The organism is Marinobacter mobilis (genome assembly GCF_900106945.1).
GTDB classification, from domain to species: domain Bacteria; phylum Pseudomonadota; class Gammaproteobacteria; order Pseudomonadales; family Oleiphilaceae; genus Marinobacter; species Marinobacter mobilis.
Genome location: NZ_FNNE01000005.1, coordinates 1 through 18,296, shown reverse-complemented (window position 1 = coordinate 18,296; position 18,296 = coordinate 1). Strand labels below are relative to the sequence as shown.

General features: G+C 58.5%; 16 protein-coding genes and 1 rRNA gene. 8 read left to right on the top strand and 9 right to left on the bottom strand.

Annotation, left to right across the window (positions count from 1 at the left end; translation table 11 throughout):
- Positions 1-14: 14 nt before the first annotated feature.
- Positions 15-1,592, bottom strand: coding sequence for a bifunctional aminoglycoside phosphotransferase/ATP-binding protein (locus tag BLV11_RS08720; protein ID WP_091812602.1), 1,578 nt, complete (start codon positions 1,590-1,592; stop codon positions 15-17).
- Positions 1,593-1,707: 115 nt separating this feature from the next.
- On the opposite strand from BLV11_RS08720, the gene mrcB reads away from it, so the two are divergent.
- On the top strand, positions 1,708-4,035 hold the full coding sequence (gene mrcB / locus BLV11_RS08715) for a penicillin-binding protein 1B (protein ID WP_091812601.1): 2,328 nt from the start codon (positions 1,708-1,710) through the stop codon (positions 4,033-4,035).
- Positions 4,035-4,601: a tetratricopeptide repeat protein gene (locus BLV11_RS08710; RefSeq protein WP_091812600.1), complete on the top strand. Its 567-nt coding sequence runs from the start codon at positions 4,035-4,037 to the stop codon at positions 4,599-4,601. Before mrcB ends, BLV11_RS08710 begins: the two co-directional genes overlap by 1 nt.
- 93 nt (positions 4,602-4,694) lie before the next feature.
- Here BLV11_RS08710 and BLV11_RS08705 read toward each other — a convergent pair whose 3' ends face one another.
- The 6 genes from BLV11_RS08705 to BLV11_RS08680 all read right to left on the bottom strand — a co-directional run bounded on the left by BLV11_RS08705 (position 4,695) and on the right by BLV11_RS08680 (position 10,834).
- Positions 4,695-5,651: a DUF4382 domain-containing protein gene (locus tag BLV11_RS08705; RefSeq protein WP_245725968.1), complete on the bottom strand. Its 957-nt coding sequence runs from the start codon at positions 5,649-5,651 to the stop codon at positions 4,695-4,697.
- 187 nt (positions 5,652-5,838) lie between these two features.
- Entirely contained in the window at positions 5,839-7,119 is a 1,281-nt protein-coding gene (gene hemL, locus BLV11_RS08700) for a glutamate-1-semialdehyde 2,1-aminomutase (protein WP_091812599.1), read from the bottom strand.
- 16 nt (positions 7,120-7,135) lie between these two features.
- Positions 7,136-7,801 (bottom strand): thiamine phosphate synthase, encoded by a 666-nt coding sequence (gene thiE, locus BLV11_RS08695; RefSeq protein WP_091812598.1) that lies wholly within the window; start codon positions 7,799-7,801, stop codon positions 7,136-7,138.
- Positions 7,798-8,556: a bifunctional hydroxymethylpyrimidine kinase/phosphomethylpyrimidine kinase gene (gene thiD / locus BLV11_RS08690; RefSeq protein WP_091812597.1), complete on the bottom strand. Its 759-nt coding sequence runs from the start codon at positions 8,554-8,556 to the stop codon at positions 7,798-7,800. Before thiD ends, thiE begins: the two co-directional genes overlap by 4 nt.
- A gap of 41 nt (positions 8,557-8,597) precedes the next feature.
- Positions 8,598-9,020: a protoporphyrinogen oxidase HemJ gene (hemJ, locus tag BLV11_RS08685; protein ID WP_091812596.1), complete on the bottom strand. Its 423-nt coding sequence runs from the start codon at positions 9,018-9,020 to the stop codon at positions 8,598-8,600.
- Positions 9,021-9,058: 38 nt separating this feature from the next.
- Entirely contained in the window at positions 9,059-10,834 is a 1,776-nt protein-coding gene (locus BLV11_RS08680) for a chloride channel protein (protein ID WP_091812595.1), read from the bottom strand.
- A gap of 178 nt (positions 10,835-11,012) precedes the next feature.
- Here BLV11_RS08680 and argC point away from each other — a divergent pair, with 178 nt between their 5' ends.
- From argC to erpA, 4 genes are all read left to right on the top strand, one after another.
- Positions 11,013-12,053: an N-acetyl-gamma-glutamyl-phosphate reductase gene (gene argC, locus BLV11_RS08675; RefSeq protein WP_091812594.1), complete on the top strand. Its 1,041-nt coding sequence runs from the start codon at positions 11,013-11,015 to the stop codon at positions 12,051-12,053.
- 8 nt (positions 12,054-12,061) lie between these two features.
- Entirely contained in the window at positions 12,062-12,802 is a 741-nt protein-coding gene (locus tag BLV11_RS08670; RefSeq protein WP_091812593.1) for a DUF6776 family protein, read from the top strand.
- Between the two features lie 4 nt (positions 12,803-12,806).
- Positions 12,807-13,259, top strand: coding sequence for a bactofilin family protein (locus BLV11_RS08665; RefSeq protein WP_091812592.1), 453 nt, complete (start codon positions 12,807-12,809; stop codon positions 13,257-13,259).
- 64 nt (positions 13,260-13,323) lie between these two features.
- Positions 13,324-13,677: an iron-sulfur cluster insertion protein ErpA gene (gene erpA, locus BLV11_RS08660; RefSeq protein WP_091813203.1), complete on the top strand. Its 354-nt coding sequence runs from the start codon at positions 13,324-13,326 to the stop codon at positions 13,675-13,677.
- Positions 13,678-13,709: 32 nt separating this feature from the next.
- Here the strand turns inward: erpA and BLV11_RS08655 are convergent, their stop codons facing one another.
- Positions 13,710-14,813, bottom strand: coding sequence for an anhydro-N-acetylmuramic acid kinase (locus BLV11_RS08655; protein ID WP_091812591.1), 1,104 nt, complete (start codon positions 14,811-14,813; stop codon positions 13,710-13,712).
- Positions 14,814-14,817: 4 nt separating this feature from the next.
- Positions 14,818-16,188 carry an OapA family protein gene (locus BLV11_RS08650; RefSeq protein WP_091812590.1) on the bottom strand — a complete coding sequence of 457 codons (1,371 nt, stop codon included), beginning with the start codon at positions 16,186-16,188 and terminating at the stop codon, positions 14,818-14,820.
- Between the two features lie 299 nt (positions 16,189-16,487).
- On the opposite strand from BLV11_RS08650, the gene tyrS reads away from it, so the two are divergent.
- Positions 16,488-17,690 (top strand): tyrosine--tRNA ligase, encoded by a 1,203-nt coding sequence (gene tyrS, locus BLV11_RS08645; protein ID WP_091812589.1) that lies wholly within the window; start codon positions 16,488-16,490, stop codon positions 17,688-17,690.
- A gap of 466 nt (positions 17,691-18,156) precedes the next feature.
- Positions 18,157-18,296: ribosomal RNA gene (locus tag BLV11_RS08640) — 16S ribosomal RNA — on the top strand; the annotation flags it as partial.

The following is an 18,296-nucleotide window of genomic DNA, read 5'->3' as shown; positions in this document are numbered from 1 at the left end:
TCAGTCTAGTCCAGTCAGGCGGTGGGCAGTCCGAGGTGCTGGCGAATGCGGTCAGCGAGGGCCTCGGCTACATGTTCCTGTTCTGTATGAATATGAATGGTGTGGCTTTTCTCGTCCTGGGTCAGCGGCTCAAACCAGGTCATCTGGGCATCCAGCAGTTCTTCAGTCGCTTCTGAGGCGTCGTCCTGACGCTGGCGAATCCACTGGCGGCGGAGATTTTCCGGTGCCTCGCAGTGCAGCAGGGCAAACGGTACGCAATGGGTTTCTGCCACATCGGTAATCAGCGCCCGCTCCGACACTTTCAGGCTGGCGGCGTCGACAATCACCGACAGTCCGTCTTCCAGCAGCATCGCGGCCAGCCGGGCCAGGCGTTGGTACGTTTTTTCCGTCGCCTCAGGCGTGTAGATATTCTCGCCAACGCCCGACTGGCTCGGCGCCAGCGGCTTGAGCCCGAACAGACGCTTGCGTTCAACGTCCGAACGCAGTCGCACCAGGCCCAGTTCGGCAGACATCTCCGCGCTGACACAGGTCTTGCCGCTGGCCGACAGGCCGCAGGTTGCGAGCAGGTAATGGTTGGGAATCTCGCTGTAGCTTTCGGCCAGGTTTGCGTAGTCCCGGTAGCGCTGCATCAGACTGGCCTTCTCGACATCTGACAGGGTCGGGTTGCCCAGGGTGAACAGCGCGATCTTGGCGCGAACCATAGCGCGATATGCCTTGTAGAGAGACAGCAGCGCCAGCCCTTCAAAATCCCCCCGATATTCCAGGTAGCTGTTGAGCACGCGATTGGAAAGTGCAAACTCCTGGCGGGACTCCAGATCCATCAGCAGGAAGGCGAGATCATTGATGACGTCGATCCAGCGGAACGGTTCGTTAAACTCGATGCCGTCAAATACGGTGACGTTACCGTTGAACACGGTGATGTTGGCCAGGTGGAGGTCGCCGTGACATTCGCGCACGTAGCCATCCTGGCGGCGCTGGGCGATCTGGTCGCGATGCCGTTCAAAGGTGGTCCGGGTCCAGTCTTCGAGGTTGTCGAGTTGGCTCAGAAGCGTTTTGTCCGACAGCAGCGGACGAATCTGGTCGAAGTTTTCCTGCATGGCTGCGAACACCGCTTCCGGCGTTCCCAGTGGGCTGTCATCGGTCAAACCTGGCTGCTGGTCGTGAAATTCAGCTACCTGACGGGCCAGGGTGGTCAGCAGGTCGGCGGGCAGATCGTTGCGCTCCTGGCGGGCATCGAACAGATCCTGTTGGTCAAACTGTCGCATCCGGATGGCATACTCGAAAGCTTCGCCAGACCCATCTAGCCGGGGCTGCTCCGGTGAGCCGCAAATCGGCAGTACGTCAAGATACAGCGGTTCGGCCAAACGCTGGTTGAGCCGCATTTCTTCCTCGCAGAAGTGCTTTCGGCGATCCAGCGTCGAGAAGTCCAGAAAGCCGAAGTCGACCGGCTTCTTGATCTTGTAGGCATACTCACCCGTGAGGATGACCCAGGAAATATGGGTTTCCAGCACCTGGAAGCCGGCGACGGCATGGTCATAGAGTTCCGGGTTCTGTAAAGCCTGGATCAGGTTAGGGGAATTGGTATCACTCACGGCCGCTCCTTGTACGTATCGGTTTTTATCATGCCGCTTATCATAGCGGGCACATTACAGAAATAACACAGATCGCACCTGCAACTGTTCAGGTGGCTTTGGGTATAATCCGGCCATGGCAAAATCAGCTAAATCTCGTAAAAACAGTAAAAAATCCGCCTCCGGGAAAGCGCCGGCCAGCCGTCGTAGTGGCCTGTGGGGTATCCTCGGGCGATTGATTCTGGTGGGTCTGGTCATCCTGGCTGGCTGGATGGTCTATCTGGACGCGGTGGTCACCGATCGTTTCGAAGGGCGCCGCTTTGAAGTGCCGTCGAGAGTCTATGCCCGTCCCCTGGAGCTCTATGACGGTACCAGTATCAGTGCCGGGGCCCTTGGGCGTGAACTGGAGTTGGCCGGTTACCGCCCCGGCAACGGTTCGAGCCCGGGAACCTATAGCCGCAGCGGTGGCCGGTTTATCATCAGTACCCGGGGCTTTACCTTCAGCGATGGGGCTGAGCCAAAGCGCCGCCTTGCGCTGACCGTGTCAGGAGACCGGGTGACGGATTTTCGTGTATTGATCGGTCCGTCGTCGCCGATTGTCCGTCTGGAGCCGGCTCAGATCGGGGGCATCTATCCCGCCCACAAGGAAGACCGGATTCTTATTCAGCTCAGCGATCTGCCGCCTTTATTCGAGGACACGCTGCTGGCTGTGGAAGATCGAAACTTCTACCAGCATTTCGGGGTGGCGCCGATGTCCATCGCCCGCGCTATGTGGGTCAACCTGCAAGCCGGGCGGGTGGTTCAGGGTGGCAGTACGCTAACCCAGCAGCTGGTCAAGAATTTCTTCCTGAGCCGGGAGCAGACTCTGGTCCGCAAGGGCAATGAGGCGCTGATGTCGGTGCTGTTGGAGTGGCACTACGACAAGCAGGATATTCTGGAGACCTATCTGAACGAGGTTTACCTGGGTCAGGCGGGCGTCAGAAGCATTCACGGCTTTGGTCTGGCCAGTCAGTTCTATTTTGGCGAGCCGCTGGCGGAGCTCGACCTGCACCAGGTCGCGTTGCTGGTGGGGATGGTCAAGGGACCCAGCTATTATGATCCCCGGCGGCATCCGGAGCGGGCGCTGGAGCGCCGTAACCTGGTCATTGACGTACTGGCGAGTAATGGCTCCATCACTGAGCAAGAGGCAATGCGAGCCAAGGCCAGGGATCTGGGGGTGACCTCGCGGCCGTCGTTCTCCGAAAACCGCTATCCGGCCTTTATTGATCTGGTGCGCCGGCACCTGGCAAGGGACTATCGGGAAGAAGATCTGCAAAGCGAGGGGCTGCGTATCTTCACCACGCTTAATCCGGCTATCCAGTATGCGTCGGAGTTCTCGGTCAAACAGACGCTGGACCGCATTGATCCTGGTAACGGTGATGGTGGCCTGCAGTCGGCAATGGTGGTCACCAGTCGCGACAGCGGCGAAGTTCTGGCGTTGGTCGGCGGCCGCGATCCCCGCTTTGCGGGCTTCAACCGTGCGCTGGATGCCAGCCGGCCCATCGGTTCTCTGGTCAAGCCCTTTGTCTACCTGGCAGCGCTGGCACAGCCGCAGCGCTACACCTTGATCACCCCATTGCAGGACAAGAGCTTTGCACTGGTGTTCGATAATGGTCAACGCTGGGAGCCGAAGAACTACGATGGTCTGGAGCGCGGAGACGTGGCTCTGCATACCGCGCTGTCGCGTTCGTACAACCTGCCCACCGTGCGGTTGGGGCTGGATGTGGGCGTGGATTCAGTCGTCGACCTGCTGCAGGATCTGGGCGTTTCGGAGGCCATCCCGCACTATCCGTCGATGCTGCTGGGCGCAGTGCCCATGGCGCCGGTGACCGTCGCCCAGGTCTACCAGGGGCTGGCGACGTCGGGGTTCAACACGCCGTTGCGTACCATTCGCCAGGTAACCGATGCGAGCGGCGAGCCGCTGTCCCGTTACCCGCTGGCGGTGGAGCAGGTGCTGGATCCGGCGGCCACTCATCTGGTTCAGTATGCCATGCAGGAAACCATGCAGGAGGGTACCGGGCGCGGGGCTTACCGTCGGATATCACGGGATCTGGCGCTGGCCGGCAAGACCGGTACCACCGATGATGGTCGCGATAGCTGGTTTGCGGGTTTCAGTGGCGACTTGCTGGCGGTGACCTGGGTTGGTCGTGATGACAATGGCCCAACCTCGCTAACCGGAGCTTCCGGAGCGTTGCCGGTCTGGGCCGACTTTATGGCCAGCGTGCCGCAACACGGGTTGTCGCCGGTGATTCCCGATGGCGTTCAATATCACTGGATTGATCCGCAAACAGGCGCCCTGACAGACGAGTTCTGCGAAGGGGCCAGGCTGGTCCCCTTTATCGCAGGGAGCGAACCAACACAGACCCGCAACTGCGGGGGAACTCTGCAGCGCCAGCTACGAAGCTGGTTTGAAGGACTGTTCTGATGACCAAGGCAAATTACATCACCTGCGGGTTGCTGGCCGGTGCCCTTGTGCTGGGAGGATGCGCGACCAGTAACGGCACCAGCATCTATGTGCCTTCAGCTCCGGCCCCGGGGTTTGATCCCCCTCCGGCGAGGGTTGAGCCGGAGCCGGCTCCAGCACCGCAAACGTCACCCTCGCGACCGGCGGTTTCGCCTGCCGAACGGGAGCCCACACCCTCACCGAGCTATCGGGATGAAGGCGAGACCCTGTCGGGTGCGGCGGCTAGTCTGATTCGCCAGGCCGACAGCTTGTTGGCCCAGGGCAATGTGCCGGCCGCCATTGGCCAGCTGGAACGGGCCCAGCGGATTTCTCCGCGCTCGCCGGAAGTGTATTTCAAATTGTCCGAGGCCTATGTGGCCGCCAACAACCTGGGGGCCGCGGAGCAGTTTACCCTGAAGGGCCTGTCGCTGGCGGGCAGCAATGTACGGATGCAGCGTACCGGCTGGTTGTTGCTGGCGGATATCCGCCGGGCCCGGGGAAATGTGGCCGGGGCCAATCAGGCCGAGGCACGGGCTTCGTCACTCTGACAGGAATGCCGTCACGCCTGCTTTAGCCAGCGCTATATCGACAAAAGGGGCCGTAAGGCCCCTTTTGTCTTTCATTGGTGTGAACGGTGTGCCTCAGGGGGCCAGCGGAATGGTTTCTGCCGGTACGTCTTCGTTGACGATCACAGTGACGTTTTGGGTACCTTCAAACTGTAACGGATTGGTGTCCAGCGCAGTATCCGTGATTTCGTTGTCGTCGAGCTGGCAGCTGTAACTCAGCGTGTAGGTGCCGGCCGTCAGGAAAGCAGCGGTGTACTCGTACAGTCCGTCATTGTCGGCGTCGCTGACGGGAAGGACCATGAGCGGGTCATTCGAGGTGTCGTCATCGGCGATATTCAGGTCGCTCGGGGTAACATCGGCACCTGCAAAGACATAAACAGCGCCTTCATAGCCTACGGCGCAATCGGTCAGGCCGGCATCGCCTCCGCGAGTGGAATTGATCGTGGCGTAGTCCACGGTACCGCTGATGGAACCGACTTCCAGGTTATTGAGCAGGCGCAGCGATGGCTTGAGCAGGTAGTCGGCCAGGGAGTTACCCTGTGGGTTGACGATGGACTTGGCGACATCAAAGTCGATCGTGAAGGCGGTTGTGGTGTCGGCTGCGACGATCAGGTCACCCTTGAGCTTCAGGCCACTCTGTTCACCGGAGGGTACCGCAAGTGTGAGCTGCACGTCGGGCTGGTCTGACAGGGCGACGTATGAGTTGTCGGTATCGATCTTCAGTCGCAGCTCGCTGTATTCACCAGCGGGAACTTCTTCGTTGGTGATCAGAGGTTCGCTCAAACCGCCGGTCAGATCCAGCAGGTTCCAGGTCTTGGTGTTGTCAAAGGTGAACTCGATCCATTGACCGCCGGCAGGCTTGAGGGCAATACCGGTGAACGCAATGGTGACGTCACTGAATTCTGTAGCCGGGGCGTCGGTAATGCCGATGCTGACCTGGCCGGTGGCTGCAGAGTCGGAGCCACCGCCGCAGGCGGCCAGCAATGAGGTCATGGCGATGGCGGCACTGAGTTTGAGATTGTTGTGGATCATAACTGCTCCCTATGTCCTGAACAGGTTAATGGCTGTGTTCTCCCAATAGAGTAAGGGAAAACTTCGGGCAAAGTGTTGCCCCATCATTACATTCAATTTAAGCAGGACGGCGGAGAGTTTGCCTGGTTCGGCAGGTTATGCTGCCGAACCAATAGCTTGGGAGGAATGAGTGTTTTTACCAGAGGGGTTACAGTGAGGCGAGAACCTTTTCTGCGGCGCGTAAAGTGTGATCGATGTCCTCTTGCGACAAGGCCGCACTGGCGAAACTGGCTTCAAATGCGGATGGCGCCAGGTAGACGCCTTCCTTAAGCATGCCCTGGAAAAAGGCCTTGAAGCGCTCAACATCACAGGCCATAACCTGATCGAAGCGCGTAATGCTGGGTTCGTCAGTAAAGAAGAATCCGAACATGCCGCCGGCCCCCTGTACGGTCATCGGAATCCCGGCCTTGTCGGCAGCAGCCTTCAAACCGTCGCGGACGGCGGCGGCTTTCTGCGCCAGGCTGTCGTGGAAGCCCGGTTCTGAAATGGCGTTCAGGGAGGTCAGCCCAGCCACCATTGCCAGCGGGTTTCCGGACAGGGTGCCGGCCTGGTAGACCGGGCCGAGTGGGGCAATGTACTCCATGATCTCGCGCTTGCCACCAAAGGCGCCCACGGGCAAACCGCCGCCAATAACCTTGCCCAGGGTGGTCAGGTCCGGGGTGACCCCGTAGTAACTCTGGGCGCCGCCGAGGGCGACCCGGAACCCGGTCATGACTTCGTCGAAGATCAATACCGCACCGCTGTCGTCGCAGACTTCCCGCAGGCATTCCAGGAAGCCCGGCACAGGAGGAATGCAGTTCATGTTTCCGGCCACCGGCTCGACAATGATCGCGGCAATCTGATCACCCATTCGGGCAAAGGTGTCGCGGACCTCATCCATATCATTGAAGTTCAGTGTCAGCGTGTGTTCCGCGAGGCTCGCCGGAATGCCCGGTGACGTGGGTACGCCGAGAGTAAGAGCACCGGAGCCGGCCTTGACCAGCAACGAATCGACATGACCGTGGTAGCAGCCTTCAAATTTGACGATCTTGTCCCGACCGGTATAGCCCCGGGCCAGGCGAACCGCGCTCATGGTGGCTTCGGTACCGGAGTTGACCATGCGCACCATCTCGATGGACGGCACCAGTTCGCAGACCTTTTTGGCCATATCGGTTTCGATGGCTGTGGGCGCGCCATAACCTACGCCGAGGTCTACCTGGGCATGCAGTGCGGCCTTGATGCGGGCGTCGGAGTGACCAAGAATCATTGGCCCCCACGAACCGATGAAGTCGATGTAGCGATTGCCATCTTCATCGTACAGGTAAGCGCCTTCGGCATGGTTGAAGAAGATAGGGGTGCCGCCCACGCCTTTGAAGGCCCGCACCGGTGAGTTAACACCGCCGGGAATGTATTTTTGAGCCTGGGCGAAGAGATTTTCTGATTGGGTCATGAGTCGGTAGCTCCCATTAGGAATGACGGTGAAAGAGTGGGTGGTGGTCGGCGAACAGCTGGCTCAGCCGACGCGCCTGATGTTCGATATCGGGGTGGCCGAACAGGCCGCCAACGACGGCGAGCATGTCAGCGCCACTGCAAATCAGTTCGGCACCATTATCGGCGCTGATACCGCCAATGGCGGTGATTGGCCGCCGGAACTGACGGGCCTGAGCCAGCACCTGTTTGTTGGCGGGTGGGGCGCCGGGTTTGGTGGATGACGGGTAAAAGCGCCCAAACGCCAGGTAATCCGCGCCCGCGGCGTCGGCGGTCCGGGCCAGTTCCAGATCACTGTGGCAGGTCATGCCAATGATCGCCTGGTCGCCCAGCAGCCGGCGGGCCTCCGTCAATGAGACGTCGCTTTGCCCCAGGTGAACGCCAGCTGCGCCAACCCGGTGAGCCAATTCGGCGTCGTCGTTGATGATCAGTGGAACCCCGGCCTCTCGACAAAGGCTCTGTAGGTCCGCAGCCTGACGCAGCCGCTCGCTGGAGGTGGATGATTTGTCCCGATACTGCACCAATACGGCACCGCCAAGAATGGCGGATGCTACCGCGCTGAGCAGTTGTGATGACGGTGTCAGGGTGTTGTCGGTAATGGCGTAAAGGCCTGGGCGCAGGCCTTTGTTAAAGGCAGTACTCATGATGGCAAGCGGCCGTTGCGGTCGGGCACCGGTTGGCCCTTGCCCACGGCCATGGCCTGTCCGATCGCCATCGATACGAACCGCTGGGCCTGTGCGATGGCTTCTGGCTGGCTGAGACCCGCAGCCCTTCCGGCAGCAATGGATGCGGCCAGGGTGCAGCCGGTGCCATGATATTCACCCCCAACCCGCCGGATCTGCCAGCTTTGAGGTGGCTGACCGGGCCGATACAGGGTGTTTTCAATATGATCACCAGTGCCATGACCACCTGTTGCCAGAACGGCCTGGCAGCCCGCGCTGAGCAGGTTGCCTGCGGCGCTGGCGAGGTCCTCGTTGGCACCGAGCATGGCCAGTTCGATGCCGTTTGGCGTGATCAGGTCGGCGCGGGCAAACAGCGCCTCTGCCATCCGTGTGATCAAGACCTGATCGGCAAGGTCGCCGCCCCCAGCAGCCTTGATCACCGGATCAACGATCAGTGGAATGTCTGGCTTGTCGGCAAGAAAGTCCAGCAGGGTATCGACAATCTCGGCGTTGCCCAGAGCGCCTGTTTTAATTGCCTGGAATGGGGTGTCTGCGGCCAGGCATTCCAGCTGCTCGTGGATTAACCGGGCATCAACGGCGGTGGCATTGTAGACGTTGCGGGTATCCTGCACAGTGAGACAGGTAATGACCGGCAGCGGGTGAGCGCCGAGGGCTGTAATGGCCTGAATGTCGGCTTGGATGCCGGCGCCGCCGGAGGGGTCGAGCCCCGACAGCACCAGAACCTGTGGGCGTTGATGAAGTTCGATGGCAAAGCTCCTTAAAACGGCCGAACCGTGGCAAGAATGACCACAGCCAGCAAAATCAGTACGGGCAATTCGTTGAACCAGCGGTAAAACACATGGCTACGGGTATTGCGGTCATCGCGGAAGACCTTGACCAGGCGGCCGCAGTAAAAGTGGTAGCCAATCAGCACGGCGATCAGTGTGAGCTTGGCGTGCAGCCAGCCCTGGCTGAGATAGAACGACGGGTTGTAGCTGATTAGCCAAAGACCCAGTCCCACCGTTGCAATCATCGCGGGTGTGGTTATGCCCCGATAGAGCTTGCGTTCCATGACCTTGAATCGCTCCCGCCCAGGCTCATCGTCGCAGGCGGCGTGGTACACGAACAGCCGGGGCAGGTAGAAAATCCCGGCGAACCAGCACACCATCGCAATCAGGTGAAAGGCTTTAACCCACAACATCCATAGCTCCTGTTTCTGTAATTCCTGCCGCTGCTGGCCTACGTCCGGCGATATTGATAATAGCTGTCGATGTCCGTGGGCAGCACGATACCGTATATGCGCTGGATCATCGGGGCCACATGGCGCTGCACATAGAGCGCCTCTGCCTTGCTGTCGTCGAATGCCTGCAGGGCCTCCTCCAGCGTGGCCTGGTATTGTACCGCAGCCACGTCGCGACGGTTGGCAGGAATCTCCACCAGGTCGATGGATTCTGGCAGTTCACCGTTTGCCTCCTGGCATTCCGCAGTCTTGTCCTCAAGATAGCGGGCGAGGTCAACCGCAGGCATCAGGGCCGTCGGGCCGCTGCTGCCATCAATGACCAGCCATTTACTGCCGGACTTGAGTGCCTGGCGGCATTCCTCCAGAGGAAGCTGGCGGGGTACCCGCATCACGCTTCGATCCATGATGGCGCCGACGGACACCCGTCTCAGGGCCTGGATCACCGGAGAGTTCTGGTAGCTCAGTCCCTGACTTTTGAGGATGGTGATAAACAGCGATTTCTGACCAAACACTTCGCTGGTCACCATGCTGGCCACTGTAATGGTCAGCATGCCGGGGAAAATTATGTGGGGGTTGAGGGTCAGTTCCAGTAATGCCATCAAGGCCGCGAGTGGGGCCTGGAGCACCGCACCCATCATTGCGCCCATGCCCAGCATGGCGTAGAAGCCGACCGAGGAGGCGCTCTCCGGGGCGATCATCGCGCCAATCAGTCCCATGGCGCCGCCAAGGGTGGCTCCCATGAACACCGTAGGGCCAATAACGCCGCTGGGCATGCCCAGGCCGAGGGTCAGGGCGGTGACGACAAGCTTGGCAAGCGCGGCGGTAAGCATCAGCCAGAACGGCAGCTGGTTGTGAATGGTGAGTGACACCGTATCGTAGCCGATGCCCATCACTTCCGGGATTGCGATGGCGAAGGGCACCATCAGCAGTCCGGCAACGCTGATCCGCAGTAACACCGGGCGCTGGTGATAGCGGCCGGTATAGTCGAGCAGGAAAATAAACGCGGCAGCAGCGATGCCAATGATGACGGCAATGGCCAGAATCCAGGGGATTTCCAGGAGTGAATTCATGGTCATGGCCGGGACGGTGAAGGCGGGTTCGGAGCCGTAGACAGCGCGGGTAATGATGGCGCCGGAGACGGACGCCAGAATGATGGGGGTAAAGCCGGCGATGGTGTACTCCATCATCACCACTTCCATGGCAAAGATGACGCCTGCAATGGGGGTGTTGAAGGAGGCTGAAATAGCCGCCGCGCAGCCACAGGCAACCAGGGTACGGATGCTGTTGTTGGGCAATCGCATGCGCTGGCCGAGCAGGCTGGAAAATGCGGCGCCCAGATGGACCGCGGGGCCTTCGCGACCGGCAGACTGGCCGGTTATGACGGTGCCAACACCACACACAAACTGAACCAGAGCACTACGAAACGACAGGTAACCCTGGTGGTAGTTCAGTCGCTCCATGACATGGACGATACCTACCTTACGGTCCTGCAGCGCGAGTCGGTGCAGGAAGAGTCCCAGCGACAGGGCGCCCGCAAGGGGCAGCAGCCCACGAGTCAGCGGAGCGAGCTGCTCAAAGGCCTCGGAATCGTTGTTCGGCAGGAAATACTCCAGGGGCAGTTCAATGGCCATGCGGAAGATAAGAATGACGCCGCCCGTCACCAGGCCCGATAGCAGACCCAGCAGTGCCAGTTGGGGTAGGGCATCGACACCAGACAGTCGCCGCCGGAACAGGGGGATCAGGTGCTCGGTGATTCGTTGTCTGATCTTTCGCATGGGTGCGAATGTCCGGAGAGAGTAGAAGGGTATGCAAAACAGGGTTTAACTGTATTGTAATGGACCGTGTAGTGGCTGCAATAACCCGTTGGGATATCGTGCTAGAATAGGCGCCCAAATTTTTGCCCCGTTGGTGTGGTAACAACACCCGGTGGCTAGTCAAAGTCTGGAGTGTTCGGTGATTAAAGTAGGCATAGTTGGCGGTACCGGGTATACCGGTGTGGAATTGCTCAGAATCCTTGCGACCCACCCTGAGGCTGAGGTGAGCTGTATTACTTCGCGATCCGAGGCTGGACTGGCCGTTGCCGATCTCTACCCGAACCTGCGGGGCCACTACGATCTGGCCTTCAGCGAGCCAGATCCCGATACGTTGGCGCAGTGTGACCTGGTGTTTTTCGCGACCCCTCATGGGGTGGCCATGCGTCTCGCGCCGGAGCTGATTGCGCGGGGCACGCGGGTTGTGGATCTGTCAGCGGATTTCCGTATCAAGGATCTGGATGTCTGGGCCAAGTGGTACGGCATGCCTCACGAAACGCCTGAGTGGGCAGAGAAGGCGGTGTATGGACTGCCAGAAGTTGCCCGCGCGGCGATTCGTGACGCCCAGCTGGTTGCTAATCCCGGCTGTTACCCCACGGCCGTCCAGCTTGGTTTGATCCCGTTGCTGGAAAACGGTCTGGTGAAGACCGACCGGATTATTGCGGATGCCAAGTCCGGGGCCAGTGGTGCCGGGCGTCAGGCCAATGTTGGGATGCTGCACGGCGAAATTGGTGAGAGCTTCAAGGCCTATGGTGCTTCCGGTCACCGCCACCTGCCGGAAATCCGTCAGGGCCTGGTGGCCGCTTCCGGAGACAGCCAGCTGGGCGTGACCTTTGTGCCCCACCTGGTGCCGATGATCCGGGGTATCGAAGCCACGCTCTACGCCGAGCTCAACAACCCTGCCGACTTTGATCGCCTGCAGTCGTTGTATGAAGCGCGTTACCGGGACGAGCCGTTTGTCGACGTTCTGCCGTTTGGCAGCCACCCGGATACCCGCAGCGTGCGCGGTGCCAACCACTGCCGGATGGCCCTGCATCGCCAGGAAGACAGCAATCTGGTGATCATCACATCGGTGATTGATAACCTGGTCAAGGGGGCTGCCGGACAGGCGGTGCAGAACATGAATGTCATGTTCGGGCTTCAGGAAAACCTTGGCCTGCAAGCACCGGCGATGCTGCCATAGGACCGCTTGTGAGCACGAGCAGAAAGCCTTCCGAAGAGTACGTTGTTGTCCGTCATCGCCCTGGGCGCCGGTTGCGGCGGACAACCATCCTGCTGATCTTTTCTGTCGGGTGCGCAGTCCTGGGTTATGCTGTCGGGCTTGCCCAGGGCGGGTTCCGTTTTTCCAGTGTTCTGCAGTCGCGGAATTCGCTGGTGGAAGAGCTGGATTCCCTGCATGAGGACTTCCAGAACGCACAGCAGCGTCTGGTGACGCTCGAGCGTGGCCACCAGATTGATGAGCTGGCATTGAGTCAGGCCCGGCGTAGCATTGCGGCTCTGGAGCGAGAAATCATTTCCCTCAAGGCTGACCTGACGTTCTACCGCAATATCATGGCGCCTTCAGAGATCAGCGATGGCCTGCAGGTTGATCGCCTGACGCTGAGCGCCATGCGGGAGCCTCGCCGTTTTGGCTTCAAGCTGGTTTTGACCCAGGTGGGGGATAACAGCAGCTATATTGGTGGAGTGGTGGCCGTAAACGTGATTGGTCTCCGTGACGGTCTCAAGGAAGTGATCGCACTGAGAGATTTGTCCGAAGACATTATCGATCTCGGCGTAAAATTCCGTTTCCGCTACTTTCAGGAGTTTGAGGGTTACCTGACGGTGCCCGAAGGTTTCGAACCTGTCGAAGTACAGGTCGTCGCGCAGGCTCAGGGGCGTAAGTCATCTCAGGCGGAACGTACTTTTGAGTGGATGCAACTCACGGAGAACTAAAAAAATGCTTGGCAAAAAGAAACAATCACGACGCCCTGCAGGGCAGTTCGATACCCTGATCTCGGCAAAAACATCCATTGCTGGCGATTTGCAGTTCTCAGGTGGTCTGCATGTGGACGGCAAGATTCATGGCAAGGTCGTGGCCGAAGAAGGCAGTTCCGCCGTGTTGCGGATTTCTGAGGTCGGAGAGATCGAAGGCAACATTCATGCTCCTCATGTCATTATTAATGGCACCGTGCATGGCGATGTGTATGCCAGTGAACACCTTGAGCTGGCGGCCAAGGCGTCCATTCATGGCAATGTCTACTACAACCTGATCGAGATGGCGATGGGTGCTGCGGTAAACGGCAATCTGGTGCATCAGAAGGAGCCGGTTGGCCTGCTGGACCGGCATCAGCCGATGGCCACCCATCGGGCTGAAGCGGAGAACGGTGAAGAAACCGTTGATGCTGAATAATTGACTGTTTTAGTCAGGAATATGATAATTGTCGCCAATTCGTATCGATTCGCCGGAGGCAACCTTGAGTGTAGTTCAGCAACAAGTAGCATCGCCGCTGTTCTTCAGTGACAGTGCGGTGGCCAAGGTGCGCGAGCTGGTCGAGGAGGAAGGTAACGCTGACCTCAAGCTGCGGGTATTTGTCACGGGTGGCGGCTGTTCCGGATTCCAGTACGGCTTCTCCTTTGATGATAACCAGGATGAAGACGATACCGTGATTGAGAAAGATGGTGCGGTATTGTTGGTGGACCCGATGAGCTATCAATACCTTGTGGGGGCAACGATCGACTACCAGGAAGGCCTGCAAGGTTCTCAGTTTGTGGTGCAGAACCCAAATGCCAGCTCTACCTGTGGTTGTGGATCGTCGTTTTCCATCTGACCACCCCCGTCTCTGTTATTGGCCCTGAGCTCTCAGGGCCAATAGACCGCTCCCAGTATTCGCTCTCCCTTTGCCCCCGTTACCGCAGGCAGGTTCCCTGGCTTCCGGTTCAGGGTTTGTTGTGCCAACCACGCAAACGCTGCGGCTTCCACCCATTGCGGGTCGAGCCCTATCTCCGCGGTGGAATTGACACTAAAGGGCGAGCAGGCCCGGCGAAGCTCCTGCATCAGAAGTCGATTGCGGCTGCCCCCACCACAGATATACACCTTGAGGTCCGCGGACTCGGGTAACTGTTTGGCAATCGAGATCACGGTCAATTCCAGCAAGGTGCGTTGTACGTCGCTGGGGGAGGTGTCCGGGTGACGGTTGAGAAAGGTCTTGATCCAGTCCAGATTGAATTTTTCCTTGCCGGTGCTCTTGGGGGCCGGCAGGGTGAAGTAGGCGTCGGACAGCATGTCGCTTAACAGGGGCTGGATGACCCGTCCTTCGTTGGCCCAGTCGCCGTTCTCGTCGTAACTTTTTCCGGTCTGGTCCAGGCACCAGGCGTCCATCAGGGCGTTGCCTGGCCCGGTATCAAATCCGTAGACCTGCTCGGTCGGAGTGTTGAGCAGGCAGCTGATGTTGGCGATACCGCCGATATTGACGATGCACAAATTCTGTCCGGGGCTGCCAAATATCGCCTGATGGAAAGCCGGAACCAGCGGGGCGCCTTCGCCACCCGCGGCCATATCCCGGCGGCGAAAATCTGCAATGGTGGTTATTCCCGTTGCCTCGACGATCAGGTTGGGGTCGCCCAGTTGCATGGAGAAGGCGTTTGTTCCGCGGGGCTGATGGCGAATGGTCTGGCCGTGGCTGCCGATGGCTTTTACATCGACATCAGCAGCGGCCGCAGAATCAAGAACGCCAAGGGCAGCCTGACTGAACAGTTCACCGATCGCATGATCCAGGGCGCCGAGTTCATCCGGGCAGCCCTGATTCTGGCACAGCTTGATCAGGCGATGCTTGAGTTCATCGGGATAGCAGATTGTACAGGTCGAGTGAATAACCGCCCGGCCTTCACTGAATGAGGTCAGGACCGCATCAATACCGTCCATGCTGGTTCCTGACATCAGTCCGATATAGGCGGCGGGCTTCATGTCATCACTCAGTCGGTGCCAGGGCTAGAGTGGATGTGCTCTGGTAGGTGTCGAGCTGGGCCAGGGCGCTCTGGGTAGACGCCTTGAAGCGTGCCAGTTCCTGACTGGCAATTGGCGCCGCATCCGGCAGCGGTACGGTGACAGGGTTGCGCGGTGCGCCATTGACCCGGAACTCGTAGTGCAGATGTGGTCCGGTTGCGAGGCCGGAGGAGCCGACATAGCCGATGACCTGCCCTTGGGTGACGCGACCACCGGTACGGACGCCGCGGGCAAAGCCGCGCATGTGAGCGTACAGCGTAGTGATGTTGTTGCCGTGTTGCAGGACAACCGTGTTGCCATAGCCGCCTTTGCGCCCGGCGAGCAGGACCTTGCCGTCGCCCGCTGCGCGTATTGGTGTGCCCGGGCCCGCAGCGTAATCGGTACCCTTGTGAGCGCGAATCCGGTGCAGTACCGGATGACGGCGAGCCAGGTTAAAGTGGGATGAGATACGAGCGAAATCGACCGGAGTGCGCAGGAATGCTTTGCGCATGCTGCGGCCATCCGGCGTGTAGTACGCGCTTACGCCGTCATCGTCGGTATAGAGAACGGCTCTCAGGTCTCGGTTCTGGTTGTTGAAGCTGGCAGCGAGAATGCGGCCGTTATCAATCTTCTCACCATCCAGATAGAGTTCCTCATAGACGACGCTGAACCGGTCGCCGCGGCGGATGTCGAGTACGAAATCGATATCCCAGCCGAAAATACCAGCCAGTTCCATGGTGAGTTTGTCAGTCAGTCCAGCGGACTGCCCGGCGCCAAACAGCGAGCTTTCAATCTCGGCCTCAGCGTAGGTGACGCGAACTTCCGGTTCCTGAATAACCTTTTCGCCAACGAAACCTTCGTCGCCACGCTCAATTCTGAGGGATTCAAGTCGGCTGCGCTGAAGATTGATGGCAACCAGTTCGTCAGCATCGTTGGTGGCAAAGGAAATGGTTTCGCCTGCATAAAGATGTTGCAGGTCACCCGCCTCACCTTCGCCGTGAATGACCGATAACATCAGGCCATCGTTAAAGCCGGCCTGGCGGAACAGGGCAGACAGGGTGTCACCGCTCTTGACCTGGAAGTCCGACCAGCTGAGTTGGGGTTCTGCCGGAACGTCCACAATAACGGCCGATTCCACCGGAAGTTCCGCAGCGGTCGGGGCGGGAGTGATGGCCTCTAGCTGATCTGCGACGGTTGGAATATCGAGAACCTGGGTATGACCGGACGAAAGGTCCAGTGACACCGACATGCGTTTAGCCTCTACGTCGGCGCTTGGGCTTAACATCATCGCCGTGCCGACGACCGTACCGATAACAACGGCGGCCGCGAGGTGAGTCTTTGGAAATTTGCTTAGCACGTTAAAAAACCTATTTTGTCAGTTACTTCGTTAGGTTGAATGGCCTAATTAAAGTTAACGTTCAAGTGTAGTTAAACAGATTACCGTATAAAAAGCGTTCAGGGTAGCGTCGGCCGATGCGTCATGCATGTTGCACGCGGATTTTCGCTCACTGCATTGCTATAATGCCCGCCTTAAAACTGCCCGGGTTGATTGAAAAATAGACAGGTGTACTTTAACAGGCCGGGCGGTAACGCTCAGATTTGTTTTGTTGAGCTCTGTAACTGATTACATCCAATGAATGTTTAGGGAAATCTTGCATGGTATCGATCGACGAAGCGCTGGCGATTATCAAACGGGGCGTGGATGAGTTGCTTCCGGAAGAGGAATTGGTCAGCAAGCTGAAGCAGGGGCGCCCGCTGCGGATCAAAGCCGGCTTTGACCCCACTGCGCCGGACCTCCATCTGGGCCATACCGTGCTGATCAACAAGCTGCGGCAGTTTCAGGATCTCGGGCATGAGATCATCTTTCTGATTGGTGACTTCACCGGAATGATCGGAGACCCGACCGGTAAGAGTGTGACGCGTCCGCCGTTGACCGAAGAGCAGGTCGCGGCCAACGCCGTTAGCTATAAAGAGCAGGTGTTCAAGATTCTCGATCCTGCCAAAACCCGCGTGGTGTTCAATTCGGAATGGATGAGCAAGCTGTCAGCGGCTGACATGATCAAGCTGGCAGGCCAGTATACGGTGGCGCGCATGCTGGAGCGGGATGACTTTAGCAAGCGTTACCAGGCGGAACAGTCCATCGCGATCCACGAATTCCTTTACCCGCTGGTGCAGGGTTATGACTCGGTTGCGCTGGAGGCTGATGTTGAGCTTGGCGGTACCGATCAGAAGTTCAACCTGCTGATGGGTCGGGTTCTGCAAAAGGGGCATGGCCAGGAGCCGCAGGTGATTCTGACCATGCCGATCCTGGAAGGGCTCGACGGCGTTCAGAAAATGTCGAAGTCGCTGGGTAACTATATTGGTGTCAATGATGCGCCTGGTGAAATGTATACCAAGCTCCTTTCGATGCCTGATGAGCTGCTGTGGCGTTATTTCGAGTTGTTGAGTTTCCGTCCCATGGATGAGGTTGCGGAATATCGCAAGGCGGTAGATGCGGGGGCGAACCCGCAGGACTACAAGAAGATTCTGGCTGAAGAGATTATCACTCGCTTCCATGGTGAGGAGGCGGCAGCCTCTGCGCATAAGTCTGCGGGTAACCGGGTTGCGTTGGGTGAGATTCCTGAAAACGTACCAACTGTCGAAGTCAGTCTTGATGGTCAGAGTGGATTGCCGGTGGCGGCCGTGCTCCGATTGGCAGGGCTGGTGAAGAATGGCGCAGCGGCTCGTGATGTGTTGGGTCGTGGCGCTGTCTTTATTGATGGTGCGCAGCTGGAAGGCAATCGCGAGTTTGCGCTTGGTGATGAGGCGGTTATCCAGGCAGGTAAGAAGAAAATTGCTCGTATCCTGATTACGGAATAAGCAATTTTGCGGGGATTTGAGTTTTTCTCAAATCCCCCGTTGACAGCCTCGCTGAGGTCTGTAGAATGCGCATCTCTTTCGAGGGGCAAGCCACTGAGGTGGGCCAGAAATCGAAAGATAACCGACTGAAAGTACTGAGTTTTTTGAATTAAGAGAAACTTCAGTTCAGCGGTTGACAAGGGGTCGGGTTGCTGTAGAGTGCGCCTCCTCCTTGAGAAGGAGGCCGGAAGGTTTCGGCGGTTTTCAGAGTAGCGAAAACGGCGAAAACAAACGGTTGACAGGGTCGCGGATCTCTGTAGAATACGCGGCCTTGATCGGGCAACGGCCCAGCTCTTTAAAAAGTTAACTAAGTAATTCGTGTGGGCGCTGGCTGAGGTATTTCGGACATGAAATACCAAGACAGTGACTCGTCGAACATTGAGTTTTGTCTTGAGCAGATTTAGAAGCTTCGGCTTCTGTATGATTTAAACTGAAGAGTTTGATCATGGCTCAGATTGAACGCTGGCGGCAGGCTTAACACATGCAAGTCGAGCGGTAACAGGGGTAGCTTGCTACCCGCTGACGAGCGGCGGACGGGTGAGTAATGCTTAGGAATCTGCCTAGTAG

What these genes read in the sequence shown, in the direction of transcription:
- hemJ (WP_091812596.1), bottom strand. Translation starts at nt 9,020, where the DNA reads ATGTTGTGGGTTAAAGCCTTTCACCTGATTGCGATGGTGTGCTGGTTC.
- mrcB (WP_091812601.1), top strand. Translation starts at nt 1,708, where the DNA reads ATGGCAAAATCAGCTAAATCTCGTAAAAACAGTAAAAAATCCGCCTCC.
- BLV11_RS08680 (WP_091812595.1), bottom strand. Translation starts at nt 10,834, where the DNA reads ATGCGAAAGATCAGACAACGAATCACCGAGCACCTGATCCCCCTGTTC.
- tyrS (WP_091812589.1), top strand. Translation starts at nt 16,488, where the DNA reads ATGGTATCGATCGACGAAGCGCTGGCGATTATCAAACGGGGCGTGGAT.
- hemL (WP_091812599.1), bottom strand. Translation starts at nt 7,119, where the DNA reads ATGACCCAATCAGAAAATCTCTTCGCCCAGGCTCAAAAATACATTCCC.
- BLV11_RS08710 (WP_091812600.1), top strand. Translation starts at nt 4,035, where the DNA reads ATGACCAAGGCAAATTACATCACCTGCGGGTTGCTGGCCGGTGCCCTT.
- BLV11_RS08705 (WP_245725968.1), bottom strand. Translation starts at nt 5,651, where the DNA reads ATGATCCACAACAATCTCAAACTCAGTGCCGCCATCGCCATGACCTCA.
- BLV11_RS08655 (WP_091812591.1), bottom strand. Translation starts at nt 14,813, where the DNA reads ATGAAGCCCGCCGCCTATATCGGACTGATGTCAGGAACCAGCATGGAC.
- BLV11_RS08665 (WP_091812592.1), top strand. Translation starts at nt 12,807, where the DNA reads ATGCTTGGCAAAAAGAAACAATCACGACGCCCTGCAGGGCAGTTCGAT.
- thiE (WP_091812598.1), bottom strand. Translation starts at nt 7,801, where the DNA reads ATGAGTACTGCCTTTAACAAAGGCCTGCGCCCAGGCCTTTACGCCATT.